This window comes from Bradyrhizobium tropiciagri (assembly GCF_001189845.1).
GTDB lineage: Bacteria > Pseudomonadota > Alphaproteobacteria > Rhizobiales > Xanthobacteraceae > Bradyrhizobium > Bradyrhizobium tropiciagri.
The window spans coordinates 124,560-137,106 of record NZ_LFLZ01000008.1 but is presented as its reverse complement, the minus strand read 5'-3'; the positions used below and the strand labels follow the sequence as shown (position 1 = coordinate 137,106).

General features: G+C 62.1%; 14 protein-coding genes and 1 pseudogene. 6 read left to right on the top strand and 9 right to left on the bottom strand.

The window, feature by feature from the left end; translation table 11 throughout:
* Positions 1–52: 52 nt before the first annotated feature.
* The 3 genes and pseudogenes from AKN84_RS09580 to AKN84_RS09570 form a co-directional block, all read right to left on the bottom strand.
* Positions 53–580 (bottom strand): IS110 family transposase, encoded by a 528-nt coding sequence (locus AKN84_RS09580; RefSeq protein WP_050420473.1) that lies wholly within the window; start codon positions 578–580, stop codon positions 53–55.
* Positions 577–900, bottom strand: coding sequence for a transposase (locus AKN84_RS09575; RefSeq protein WP_128970577.1), 324 nt, complete (start codon positions 898–900; stop codon positions 577–579). Before AKN84_RS09575 ends, AKN84_RS09580 begins: the two co-directional genes overlap by 4 nt.
* A 484-nt stretch (positions 901–1,384) precedes the next feature.
* Positions 1,385–2,331 (bottom strand): annotated as a pseudogene (locus AKN84_RS09570) (IS110 family RNA-guided transposase); the annotation flags it as partial.
* Between the two features lie 343 nt (positions 2,332–2,674).
* On the opposite strand from AKN84_RS09570, the gene AKN84_RS44765 reads away from it, so the two are divergent.
* Positions 2,675–3,181 (top strand): hypothetical protein, encoded by a 507-nt coding sequence (locus AKN84_RS44765; protein WP_128970576.1) that lies wholly within the window; start codon positions 2,675–2,677, stop codon positions 3,179–3,181.
* 601 nt (positions 3,182–3,782) lie between these two features.
* Here the strand turns inward: AKN84_RS44765 and AKN84_RS09560 are convergent.
* On the bottom strand, positions 3,783–4,472 hold the full coding sequence (locus tag AKN84_RS09560; protein WP_162240856.1) for a DUF3800 domain-containing protein: 690 nt from the start codon (positions 4,470–4,472) through the stop codon (positions 3,783–3,785).
* 507 nt (positions 4,473–4,979) lie between these two features.
* On the opposite strand from AKN84_RS09560, the gene AKN84_RS09555 reads away from it, so the two are divergent.
* The 3 genes from AKN84_RS09555 to AKN84_RS48820 all read left to right on the top strand — a co-directional run bounded on the left by AKN84_RS09555 (position 4,980) and on the right by AKN84_RS48820 (position 7,069).
* Complete coding sequence (locus AKN84_RS09555) at positions 4,980–5,186, top strand: hypothetical protein (protein ID WP_050420469.1); 207 nt, start codon at positions 4,980–4,982, stop codon at positions 5,184–5,186.
* 1,044 nt (positions 5,187–6,230) lie between these two features.
* Positions 6,231–6,743, top strand: coding sequence for a sterol desaturase family protein (locus AKN84_RS48825; protein WP_244484997.1), 513 nt, complete (start codon positions 6,231–6,233; stop codon positions 6,741–6,743).
* Positions 6,734–7,069, top strand: coding sequence for a sterol desaturase family protein (locus tag AKN84_RS48820; protein WP_244484996.1), 336 nt, complete (start codon positions 6,734–6,736; stop codon positions 7,067–7,069). The genes AKN84_RS48825 and AKN84_RS48820 overlap by 10 nt, the downstream gene beginning before the upstream one ends.
* On the opposite strand, the gene AKN84_RS09545 is transcribed toward AKN84_RS48820, so the two are convergent.
* Complete coding sequence (locus tag AKN84_RS09545) at positions 7,066–8,076, bottom strand: helix-turn-helix domain-containing protein (RefSeq protein ID WP_157863267.1); 1,011 nt, start codon at positions 8,074–8,076, stop codon at positions 7,066–7,068. The genes AKN84_RS48820 and AKN84_RS09545 overlap by 4 nt on opposite strands.
* Before the next feature lie 158 nt (positions 8,077–8,234).
* On the opposite strand from AKN84_RS09545, the gene AKN84_RS09540 reads away from it, so the two are divergent.
* Both AKN84_RS09540 and AKN84_RS47230 read left to right on the top strand, forming a co-directional pair.
* Positions 8,235–9,380 (top strand): alkane 1-monooxygenase, encoded by a 1,146-nt coding sequence (locus AKN84_RS09540; protein ID WP_050420467.1) that lies wholly within the window; start codon positions 8,235–8,237, stop codon positions 9,378–9,380.
* A gap of 190 nt (positions 9,381–9,570) precedes the next feature.
* Complete coding sequence (locus AKN84_RS47230; RefSeq protein ID WP_157863266.1) at positions 9,571–9,708, top strand: hypothetical protein; 138 nt, start codon at positions 9,571–9,573, stop codon at positions 9,706–9,708.
* A gap of 643 nt (positions 9,709–10,351) precedes the next feature.
* On the opposite strand, the gene AKN84_RS09530 is transcribed toward AKN84_RS47230, so the two are convergent.
* From AKN84_RS09530 to AKN84_RS09515, 4 genes are all read right to left on the bottom strand, one after another.
* On the bottom strand, positions 10,352–10,723 hold the full coding sequence (locus tag AKN84_RS09530; protein WP_050420465.1) for an SANT/Myb-like DNA-binding domain-containing protein: 372 nt from the start codon (positions 10,721–10,723) through the stop codon (positions 10,352–10,354).
* A gap of 257 nt (positions 10,724–10,980) precedes the next feature.
* Complete coding sequence (locus AKN84_RS09525; protein ID WP_050420464.1) at positions 10,981–11,274, bottom strand: hypothetical protein; 294 nt, start codon at positions 11,272–11,274, stop codon at positions 10,981–10,983.
* Positions 11,275–11,474: 200 nt separating this feature from the next.
* Positions 11,475–11,903 carry a zinc-ribbon domain containing protein gene (locus tag AKN84_RS44760; protein ID WP_202814671.1) on the bottom strand — a complete coding sequence of 143 codons (429 nt, stop codon included), beginning with the start codon at positions 11,901–11,903 and terminating at the stop codon, positions 11,475–11,477.
* 154 nt (positions 11,904–12,057) lie between these two features.
* Positions 12,058–12,510, bottom strand: a complete 453-nt coding sequence (locus AKN84_RS09515) for a MaoC/PaaZ C-terminal domain-containing protein (RefSeq protein ID WP_050420463.1) — start codon at positions 12,508–12,510, stop codon at positions 12,058–12,060.
* Between the last annotated feature and the right edge of the window lie 37 nt (positions 12,511–12,547).

The window sequence follows — 12,547 nt, the reverse complement described above, 5'->3', positions numbered from 1 at the left end:
CTCAACATGCTGGCTGTAACACCAGCGTCAATCTTTTGCGGCCCCGCCGCAACTACTGCGCAGGTCTCAAACGAAGTCGTTGCGTGACCTTGGCGCCAAAGCCGACATGGAAATCGGTCTCGTTGACCCACATTCTGTGCAGGACACCCGCTAGCTTGCGCGCGACCGCGACGATCGCGCATAGCATGCTCGACCGCTTGGCGATCCGCAGGCCCCAGGCCCGCAACGCGGACCATTTCCTGACCCTAAGCAGAAGGCTTGCGGCCGCCTCGCAGAGCGCCTCGCGAACCGTGACGTCGCGCTGTTTGGTAATTCGACCTTCATAGTCGATGGAGGTTCCAGACTGGTGTCGCTTTGGGGTCAGGCCAAAATGCGCGCCGACTGTCCGAGATCGTGCAAAACGAAAAGGGTCATCGACACCCACCTTGAACGAAAGGGCCGCAACGGGGCCGACGCCGGGTACGGTCATCAGGCGACGACAAATCGCATCGTGCTGGACGACCTGCAGGAGCACTTTATGCAATCGTTCGTAGCCGTCGAAGATCGCTCGGCGTACGTCCAACATGGCCTCAATCATCATGGAAAATATCGGATCGCTGTGCTCGATGAGCTCGCGAACCCGCGCTTCGTACCCCCGCGGCCGACCGCTCCAACCAGTAGCCCGTACGCCCTCAGTGTGCCACGAATGTGGTTTTCAAGGTCGATCAGCTTACGCTTGAGCAGTTTCCTGTTGGCTAGCAGCGAGCGCATTTTTTGCATCTCGATGTTCTTGACATGGACGGCGCGATACCAGCCCAGCCGCATCACGCCGCGCGCATCGTTGCGTTCCGTTTTATTGCGCATCGTCGACAACGAAACGCGCATATGGCGCGCTTCCACCACCACGATCCCTTGTGGCAACGACGTTCCGAGTCGCGGCACCAGGCTCTGAATTCGGCCACGGCCGCATTATCCCCGTGCACCGGTATCTCGAAGCCCGATTTGAAGAGCCGTCTTAATCGGTCGTGTCGTCTGCCTGATCTCAGGCATTCTCGCTTCCTTTCTTTGCTGCGACAAGCCTGATTGATCCACTTCATGACGCGATGCGCCGCGATCGTCATGAGTGCTGATGCGCCGTGCAATTTTCCGCGCTCAGCGGCAGCACAAAATCGCTGCAGTAAGGCAGCGTGGACGCCGTCGCGGCGCATCTTTCCATCGGCATGACGGAGCCACATCACAGGCAATCCGGCGCGATCGGTCGGCATCCGAAGATGCATCGTCGCAGGCAAGATAACGTGCGTTCCGTCGTTTGTGTGCTGCACCAGTCCTCATCCGCCCGCGGCGGAGCTCCATGTTCAGGGCGCGGCGATCACCGCGCCGTCAACCGGTCGATTGATCGCGTGGCTCATGCGTAAGCCCCGAGCAACCTGCGTTGCTTTGCGGTCCGCTCGGCGCGCATCTGCGCTGCCGGGACATCCGGATCGCCGCAGTAGAACGTGCCGTCGGTCCACATCGCATGCATGATCACGGCGAGCCTGCGCGCGACCGCCACCGTCGCCTTGCGATGCGAGGCGCGCTTGGCCAGCGCCAGCCCCCCGTCTTGACCTTGTCCTGCTTCTTGTAGCGGGTCATCAGTGCGCTCGCCGCCTCATAGAGCGCCCGACGCGCGTCGCCGTCGCCGGCCTTGCTGATCCGCCCCTTGGACGTCGACCGAGGTGCCGGACTGCCAGGGCCGCGAGGTCAGGCCAAAATAGGCCGCCACGTCGCGCGAGCGCTTGAAGCGCGTGGGATCGTTGACCGCGGTCATGAAGCTGAGCGCCGCCACCGGGCCGACGCCGGGAATCTGCATGAAGCGCCGGCACAACGCTTGGCCGGCGACCGGGCGGACCACCAGATCGTGCAGCCGGCAATACTCCTTCCACAGTGCCGCGCGCGCGTTCAGCATGGCGTCGATCAGCTCGGCTACCAGCGCATCACCCGCCACCGCCTCGCGCACGGCTTGCGCAAAGCAGCCCCGCCCGACCCGGTTCAGCCGGATGGCAAACACCTTCAAGGAGTGCCGGATCGCGTTCTCGAGATCCAAAAACTTGCGCTTCAGATTGTGCCGGTGCGTCAGCAGCAGCCTCAGCCGGTAGCAAGCCGCGCTCTTGATATGCGCGCGCCGGAACCAGCCGGTACGCATGATGTGGACAATGCCGAGCGCATCGGCCCGGTCGGTCTTGTTGCGCTGCGCCTCCAGCGCTGCGCGCACATGCAGGGTCTCAGGCAGACCGCCGGCAGGCCGCGCCGCACAAGCTCGCCCTGCAGCCAAGGCGACAGCGAGCCGGCCTTGTGGCCGAGCCGCCGCAGGCGGCCATACGTCACCACATCGCGCTTGCGATCAGCATTCACCAGGCGGGGTCGATGCGTTCCATCGCGTTCAGCACTTGGGCCTTCGCATGCTCTTCATCAGGTTCGCAAAACAGGGTTGTCCACGCACTCGGGCCGCAGGTCTCAAACAAAGTCGTTGTGTGACCTTGGTGCCGAAGCCGACATGGAAATCCGGTCTCACTAACCCACACTCTGTGCAGGATGCTCGCAAGCCTGCGTGCGACGATCATGCAAAACGAAGCGGGTCATTAACACCGACCTTGAACGAAAGGGCGGCAACGAGACCGACGCCAGGAACAGTTATCAACCGGCGACAGACCGCATCATGCCGGACGACCTGCAGGCGCACTTTATGCAATTGTTCGTAGCCTTCACAGATTGCTCGGCGTACGTCCATCATGGCCTCGATCATCATGGAAAATGCCGGATCGCTGTGCTCGATCAGCTCGCGTACCCACGCTTCGTGTCCTCCGCGGCCGACTGCTCGGACCGGACCCTCAGCGTGCCACGAATATGGTTTTCAAGGTCGATCAGCTTGCGCTTGAGGAGGTTTCTGTCGGCCCGCAGCGAGCGCATTTTCTGCATCTCGATATTCTTGACATGGGACGGTGCGATACCAGCCCAACCGCATCATCTGCGCGATGCCGCGTGCATCGTTGCGGTCGGTCTTGTTGCGATTGTCGACAGCGAAACGCGCATATGGCGGGCTTCCGTGCCCCTCGATCATCATTGCCAAGCACGTGCCCGTATTTCAGCAGAAGCCCGGCAGCAGCAGTCCCAAGACCAGCCAGCCCGCTCCACAGAAAAGGTCTACGGCCCGCAGCAGCGTTGACGTGAGAGAGATGGATCAGACCACCCCAGAACTTGCCGTAATGCTTGCTGAAGTCGCCGCTCCGTTTCGAAATTTCCACCAAGTCTGGGTTCGACACCTCGACCTCCTGTCTTCGCCTGTCTCACCTTGCGGCCTATGAGGGCCCGTCAACCGTTGCGACGCACCTCACAATTATGTTCGGCGACGGGGCTGCAAGTCGCAACGCACCCTGGCTTATGGTGGACAGGATAAGAGAAGGTTATTAACCAATCCCAACATTATTTACACAGGCAATTCAGAGACTTATACCGGCGCGCCCAGGCAAAATTAACGATTTCACTTAACTCGGCGATGTGGCCGAGGTCGTGTTGCGATCCGGGAATCGACCCGCCTGCCCACCCACCAAGTCACTTCTTCCCTTGCCTCTTCCGTTCAGCATTGGGCTGAAGGATTTCTGGATCGTACTTGCCGCCTAAGTACGGCTCGTGCTCGGTGGAGTCGCGGCCTTCTCGAATGCGAAGAAGGGCATGGATACGGTAATGCGATCAACCCGTACCAAGGCGCGGCGCTCGTGAGAGACTTCTCTTACGACGACGTAATGCTCATAGCTGCAAACGACAACTCAATCGCGCGGCCAGACCTTATAGCGGGTCGGAAATAGGTTGAAATCTTTCAACACGCCTGAGTAGGCGTCAGCGAAGCCACCCTTCCTGCTGCCGTACCTGTGAGACACCGTATACAGGTAGATGTCCGCAAGTTGGATCATGCGGGAGTGATGCGACCGGGCGAAGTGGACCGAGTCCACAATGCTGGTGATCTTGATGCCCCAATCCCACGGTGTGCCATTGGTACGGTACTTCGCGAAGTCGGCAATCATGTTCTTGAATTCCTGATTGTCTAGGTCGCCAATCAGGATGGTCCGCTCGTCCTTCTCCATCGCCAACTCGACGCGCTCGCAGAAATGGGCGAACGCGATCTCCGCTACCTTGTGCTTGGCTTTCAGCTTCTCATAGTCGATAGCGACATAGACACGCTTCACAGGCGCTTCGGCGAGTATCTCGGTCAGGCGCCTCAGCACTGCCAGACGTGCCGGGAAATCCATGTTCCCGAACGGTCCCTTCTTGAAATGGATGAGGCGTGCATGGAAGCAGGTGTCCGGCGTCAGGTCCGCCGTCTTGAATAGCTCGATCGCCAGCTTATTCAGATGGCCCTCGATCTCTATGATCTTGTCCATCGGCACGCAGATGCCGCCCACGAAGTAGTAGTTCTGGGCTTGCGTCGGCTGGGCTTTAACTTCGTCGAAGTACGTCACGTACACAGTGGTATCTCACGGTTATCGGTGCAGGATACCGAGGACCGCCACTCCGGTCTGCAGCAAGAACTTCCAGTTGCGGATAACAAAGCGACGAATCTTCAACAGGGTCTTCATAGGCATAGCTCCATCGTGGCGCGAGACGACATCGCGCAGTGATTGACAGAATGCCTGGGGGGAGCGAGAACCTTCGTTGTTCAGGCGGAGAGTCCTTCGGGATCTCCACCCCAGGGGTCGGGCGGTGCTTTCCAAGAGCATCGCCCGATTCACCTTCTACCCTATGAGTCGCGGACTCGGCAGCGGCGATTCGACTTTCCCCACCACTTATCCCGCGGTGATTTGAGCCGGCCCTGTGGATAGGCCGGTAGCCTTACCGGAAACCGCTTAGGACAGAGTGTCCTAGCCTGTTGATAAGTAATCCGGCCACCGGCTTGACATTGCATAACTTATCCCCCGCCTTGCCGTAACCAGCGTTCTACCGGGCTCGGTCAACCCGGAACAGCCGAAATGAACCCGGCGCCGAACGTTGACCGAGCCGCGCAAATCACCGCCCGATGGATCACGCCTGAGCCTTTCGATGAGATGAACGAGCTCTTTCACGGGACAGAGCGGCAAGACCGCAGCCACCGGTTTGCAGAAAGGACTGTCATCGGCATCGTGATCGCGATGGTGATTTGCTTAGCCCTTATCGTGTGGATCTTCCCGACCCACTGAAAAGCAAAAGGCCCCGGGGTGACCGGGGCCTTAAACTGGTGGGGCGGCTGCTTTCAGCTTGGCAACTTGTAGCTCACGAAGTTGAAGTTGGACGTGACAACGATCAACCCTTGCGGGTCCCCAGTGCCGTGATTGCTGCTAGACCTTTTCGAACCCTCGAACCCATCGTGTTACGGACGCGAGCAGGGGTTTTGATGACGGGTGGTTTCATCTTGGACTTCTCCATTTGGGCTTGGTTTTTGTGAACTTCGGCTTGGGTGGAGACCCTGAGGTGACCGTGCCACGTCGCTTCGGCATCAGCGTGAATTCCGAGTGCCATCGCTGAACTCGGGTTCGACAGCGTTTTACAGCAGCCGCATCCAGCGCCGCAACCAGGCTGAGGGAATTTATTGAATGCCCGGCCCTTCAGGCGCTATTTCCACCTCCAAAGCCGCCCTATGGGCGTTTCAAGAGGGCGTGCGGACAGACACGGTCGATGCGGAAAAAGCGGAATCTGGATGGGGCCTAGACCAACCTCGAGGGGTCAGAACAGCCGCAGAACGCCAACAGCAAGTAGCAAGTAGCACGCAGCACCCTGCCCCGTGACGCATTTTGCTGCTTTTAGTGCTTCGACCTACCCCGACCGTCCGAACGTTCTCAAGCTGCTCGGCCAAATGGATGCCTCCACACCATGCTGCGCGTTGGCTAGGTACACGGTCGGGTCAGCTGCGCCAAAAAATAAATCGCACCCTGCCCCTCAACTTACCCCTCGGATAGAGGCTTACGGAAAATCGCTAGATATATTATTGGTTTACAATAAAAATTCGAATCTCTCCGAGCGCGCCAATGGCCGCACCACCCAGATCGTTTTGACCTGTCGCGTGGTCTTGCCTCGTCTCCTGCCCCGACCGGCGAGCTGGAGCATGCCGGTTCGTGTTCCCGCTTAACTGTCCCGTTTAACGATCCCCCGGTTTGGGCTTTCCTTCCTATTGACGCCGTCGGGAGCCGAGGTGATAGGCTACCGGCATTTCAGGGCGGCCATTTTGAATGCGCGATTTATTGGGAGTGAATCAGCTTCTGCTGGCAGTTTTGATCTTCGTGCCTTTCGAGCGACTGTTCGCTGCGAGGCCTCAGAAGATTTTCAGGCGTGGCCTGCTGACTGACATGGCCTTCCTGTTCATCAACGGGTGGCTGGTGCTGGTCGGCGTGATCGCCATCACGACGGTGGCCATTCTGGTCAAACAGTCGGTCCTGCCTGCGGCGGTGACGCAGCCGATCGGCAATCTTCCGTATCTGGTCCAGGTGCCCATCGTGATCCTGATCGCGGACCTCGGCATCTACTGGACGCACCGCATCCTGCACATCGTCCCGGCCATGTGGCAGATCCATTCCGTTCATCATGCGGTCGAGGAGCTGGACTGGCTCGCTGCGATCCACCAGCACCCGCTCGACGTGATCTTCATGAAGGCCGGCGCGCTGTTTCCGCTTTACGCGCTCGGTTTCTCCACCGAAGCGATCGCGACTTACCTCCTCGTCTACTTCTGGCAGACCTGGCTGGTCCACGCAACGTGCGCCTGAACTACGGACCACTGCGCTACATCCTGGTGTCGCCAGAATTTCACCACTGGCACCACAGCAGCGAGGCCGAAGCCAGGGACAAGAACTTCGCCGGTTTCATCTCGTTCTACGATGTGCTGTTCGGCAGCGCCCATCTTCCGACGGCAAGGAAGGCGACGACGTTCGGCGTCGACCATCCAATGCCCACCAGATATCTGGCGCTCCTCGCCTACCCGTTCATCGCGTGGGCCTCGAAGCGTCGGCGCAACGATCCCTCGGTCAGCCAGCCTCACTTGTCGAACGGCGGCGAGCCCGCGCAGCCGCGCCACAGCGCGCCGCTGAGCTAGGCCCGCACGCCCTTCGCGCCGAACCAGCGCCGGCAAGCGCGGCTGAAGCTCGTCGCATCGGTGTAGCCGAGCGCAGCCGCCATCTCGTCGCGTGACTGCTTGCCTTCCGCGAGCATGGTCCGCGCACGCTCGCGCAGCACGCCATCGAGCAGCGGGCGGAAGGCGCAGCCCGCCTCTGCCAGCCGCCGTACCAGCGTCCGCCGCGAGGTGCCGACGAGGCGCGCGGCCTCCTCCTCAGCCAGACGATGCGGCAGCCGCGCCGCGATCAGGCTCTCGACCATCCGCGCCATCGCCGCAGTGTCCGAGCGCGGCTTCTCGATCGCCTCCAGGGCCTCTATCGCCTTGGCGTGCAATTCCGGATCGGCAAACGGCGAAGGCCGCGCGCACAGCTCGTTCGGCACGTCGAAGATGAAGGCGGCCGCGTTGAACTCCACGGCGCACGAATAATGCTGCATCAGCCGCTCCGCGCCCGCAGGCGGCTGCCAGGGAAATTTCAGCGTCGCCTCTCCGATCGCATCCTCGAACAGCTGCTCATACGCGGCGTGGATGTTGAGACTGACCGCCAGCGCCACGGCGCGCCACAACGCGCCTTCCATGGGGACCGCCGGAGCAATTTCGATCTGGATCGAGCGCGCGGTCTTGCGCAGCCGGTTGCGGATGAAGGGCGCGCGGGTCGACCCGAAGCGCGCACCGATGTTCAACGCATCGGCGATGGTCGGCGCCGTCCTGGTCGCGACATCGAGCGCACCTTGCAGCGATGTCGACCAGACCGCCGCGGCCGACAACGGCCACAGCTCGCCATGGCGACGGGTGATGTTGGCGGCCAACATCACCAGCGCGGAGACCGGCATGTGGGCGCCCGGCTGGTCGAGCAGATCCTGTTCGACGCCGGTGCCCTTGAGCAGTTCGTCGCGCTCGCCCCGCGTCTTGCCGAACGCCCGCACCAGCGCCCGCGCATAGCTCGCGGACACCGGCACCCGAAGGGCGTCCGCCTCCGATCCCTGCATTGCGTCGGCGCCCTCCCTCGCGAGCGTCCAGCCGAACGGCTTGGCGCAAAATGCCACAAAATTGGCCTATTGGGAACTGGCGGCGCAGGCCCGCCTCGCGGCATGTTTGGCAAAACAACGGCGAATGCCGCCTCGAAAGAGCAGCTGGAGGGAATGCGATGATCTTCACGGGCACCAACGCCGCTGGCGAAACTATTACCTACAAGGACGGCAAGCGCTATCTGTGGATGCTCTCGTTCATCCCGCCGCTGATCCCGCTATTGTCCTATTGGCTGTTCCTGCGGACGCACAATCCGCTGGTGACGCTGATCCCCTTCGTCTTCATCTTCATCCTGATCCCGCTGCTCGATGTCCTCTTCGGCGAAGACACCCACAATCCGCCGGCGGAGGTGGTCGCCGCGATGGAGGCCGATCCGTATTATCTGCGGCTTGCGCGCATCACCGTGGCGTTTCCCTGGATCAACTACGTCGCCCTGATCACCTTCTTCGGCACGCAGGAGCTGCCGTGGTGGTCCTATGTCGCGCTGCTGCTCGGCGTCGGCACTATCAATGGCGGCGCGCTGCTGATTGGACACGAGCTCGGCCACAAGTCCGATCGGCTCAACATCTTCTTCGGCATGCTCGCCAATTGCGCGGTGGGTTACGCCCATTTCCGTGTCGAGCACAATCGCGGCCACCACACCTGGGTCGCAACGCCTGAAGACCCTGCCAGCGCGCGGTTCGGTGAATCGATCTATGCGTTCGCAACGCGCGAACTGCCGGGCGCCTTCAAGCGCGGCTGGCGCAACGAGGCCGAGCGGCTGACCCGTCGCGGCGAGCCGGTCTGGTCGGTCAACAACGAGATCCTGCAGGGCTTTGCACTGACGCTGGTCGTCGCGGCCATCCTGATTGCGGCGTTCGGCTGGAAGGTCGCGCCGTTCATCGTCGCGCATCATTTCCTCGGCTGGTACGCGCTGACCCAGGCCAATTATGTCGAGCACTACGGCCTGTTGCGCGAGAAGCTGCCGAACGGCCGCTACCAGGCGGTCGAGCCGCGCCACTCCTGGAACACCAACCACATTGTCTCGAACCTGATGACGTTCCACCTGCAGCGTCACTCGGATCACCACGCCAATCCGATGCGCCCCTACCAGTCGCTGCGCGATTTCGACGACATCCCGCGGCTGCCGAACGGCTACACCGGCATGTTTGGGCTCGCTGCGATCCCGCCGCTCTGGTTCCGCGTGATGGACCCGAAGACACTGGCCTGGGCCGGCGGCGACAAGAGCAAGCTGAACCTGGGCGAGCGGCCGGCGAATGCGTGATCGCGACAAGCGCCGGCGTCCGCTCCCACGCCCGCGCTGACCGCCGCTTCATCGCGCCGATGCCGAGGAACGAGCCGTTGACCGACGCATACTGGCCGGTGAATTCGAACGCATCGAAGCTCGGTGCTTCGAATTCCCTGAGCGCCTTCCAGAGCCACGTCGTATCCGGACAGGCTTGGGAGTAGATGTCGTGATGTACGATGATGCTGGCGTGGGCGCGCACCAGCAGGTGATCCTGCATCGCACCGCGCAGGCTGTGATCGCCGTCGATGAAAACGAAGTCGGGCTTCAGCCAGTCAACATGCGCAGCGACCAACGGCGAGGTTGAAAACGCCTGCATGTAGATCGGCTCGATGCGCGCCTGCTCCTGTAGCAGTTCGAAATAGGTCGCGATGAACGGCGTCGGCGCGATCGGATCGAGTGCAATCACCCTCTTGAGGTCGGCGCCGCTGGTCCTGAGCCACTCCGCGACCAGGGTGAACATGCCGCCCCAGCGGCAGCCGATTTCCATGTACGAGGTGATGCCGGCCGCGTTGCGCGCAAGCCAAGCGAGATAGGGCGCGAGCTGGTTCGGATACTGCCAAAGGTGCAGGCCCTTGCCAAAGCTCGGCGCAAGCTCCGGCGGCTGCTCGTGAAGCAGCTCGTCATTGAGTCCTAGCGCCGGGATGAACTCCCGTTCGAGGAAGTCCACATCGACCCGCTGGGCCGGGGTCAACGCGGCGACGGTGTCGATCGCTTCACGGACGAACGGCGCAAGATCGGCGAAACGCTGGTATCGGTCGTCTGGAGCCTGCTGGGCGCTAAGCATCGGTGCGATCGGGCCGGACGGTTGGACACGCCGGAGACCCGCCGGCTGTCAGTGTCCCCGATGCTTCAACGGCGCAAGCGGCCGTCTCGGGCGCAAAATCTTGCTTTCGTGGCAGATGCCGTGTCCGTTCGCCGCTCTGCTGCCCGCCGGGTTGCTGCAACCTTCACCCGCTCGGGATCTTCCGGCGCACCGCCTCCACGCCGGCATCGGTGACGCGATATCGCCGCCCGAGCTCCGGGACGATCCAGCCCTTGTCGATCATTCCGGCAATGGTGCTCGGGCCGACGCCTGCGGGAAACGAGCGGCGGGTTCGGATCGCGTCGATCGCTACTCTTTCGAGATGGGTGGCGACATGCGAGGGGCGCGCGCGAAACGCCTTCGCCATGATGAGCACCGACAGGACCTCGGCGCGCCGCCGCACCGCCGACGCGCTACGGGTCAGTTCGTTGCTGATCTCGAGAGCGTTCTTGCCGGCCCTGGCGAGTTCTCTGAGCTTTTCGTCCTCGTCAGGGCTCCAGCGCCGCACGATCCCCATCTACCCCTCACCGCCTGGATACCCATCTCGAACGATGCATACGCAGGCGGTGCTGATTTGCCATGTGACTTTCGGCACCTCTTGACGTGACGTTGGAGACTGTCGCCGTCGGGAAGGCCGATTGCGGTGCCGTCCGATGCGGCACTCAGAGCATGGTCAGAGCATGGTCCGATGGAATCGGATCATGCTCTCAATCCCCTGGTCTGGTCGCATTCCTTCTTGCGTGAGCCGATAGCGGCTTCGCTCGGAAACGCGCTTCAGTGCTTGCTCGGTTCAAGCATGATGAGCACGCCGGTCGGTTCGGGCTCGTGCGGCCGAAGCGAGGTCAGCTCCGGGTCGCTCCATTCGGCAAGGCTCACCACCTCGCCGGTCTGTCCCGGCATGTCGGAGCTCTGCGCGGGTTCGAGGACCTTGAGTCCGCTGGTATCGACGAAGAACGTGTGCTCGCCAAACACGCTGTTCAGTTGCGCCACCGCCGGATGATCGTCCGGAAGCACCTGGGCGTTCATTTGCGACATGGTCTGCTTGACTTGCGTGGAATTAAGCTTCATCCGCTGCTCCTTCTCGTTGGTTCCGGCCGTGACTGCTTCCCTGGCTGGTTCCTCCCCGCCCGCACCCCTCGCCGGGGGCTTCAAAGTCTCGAACCGATCAGGCAACGAAACGTTCCGCGCGCGCGACGCATTGACCGCCCGCGCGCGGGTTCCACATCCACATCTCTGTGAAGCAGCAGCACGGGGTCACGCGCACCCGCTCACGACGCGGCGGAAGGCTTCTTCTTCCTGGCGAGCCCTTCCAGATGCACGCGGCGCGCAGCGGATTTACGCACGCGCTCCCTGGTGCGGCAGGCGCGACAACGCACGGCCTTGGTGAACACGTCGCCCTTCGCGGTCTCGTACCACCATTTCTGCTGCAGCGGCGTCCAGACCTCGGCCACGCCGCAATCCTTGCAGACGAAAGGCTCGGGCCGATAGGTTCCGCGTTCGACAAAATCAGGAATCGAATAACTGTTCGAGGGTGCGAGCCGGCTCGTCACCACCGGAACCTCGTCGCACGCCAGCGCGATCTTGTAGTCGCGGAGGCGTTGTCGCTCGGCGGCGCGTTGCGCCAGCATGTGGTGCCACGCCGCGGCCTTGCGCTGCTTGGCCTCGATCTCTCCACGCGTCTGCTTGCTCCGCTTCACGTCCGCACCATCCGCCCTGCACCACATCGGCGAACTTGCTGCCCGGCCGGGTCAAGGACGACGTCATTGATACGCTGCAGTTCGGCCGCAGGCTCGCCATACTAGCCCCGGCATTGCGCAACGACCAGATCGACGACCAACGATCGTGCGGCGCCTATGTCCGCGCCTGCTCAACGGGGCGCATATGAATCAGCGCGTCGAGCACGAGGACGAGCACGGGGCGCTGCTCGTCGTTGACGAGCTCGGTCTTGAAGATCACGACGGCGTCGCGCCGCTCCGGCCTGACGGTGATCTTCTGGATCTGGGATTGGCCGGTCAGCGTCGTTCCCGGCCGGACCGGGCTCGGCAGACGGATCTCGAAGCTTCGCCCGACGATGCCCGCCACCTTGCTCCAGATCGCCTCCACGACGAGCCGCTGATAGATCGCAATGGTGTTGAAGCCGCTTGCGATCAGCCCGCCGAACGGGCCCGCCGCAGCGGCGACGGGATCGGTATGGATCGGCACCGGATCATACTTCCCGGCGAACTCCAGGATCTCGGCCTCGCCGATCGTGTAAGTCCCGAGCCGGAATGTCTGGCCCTCGGTGAGATCTTCCGCATACAGCATCGCGCGCCTCCGTCTGTCGCATGACGATAGCCGAACG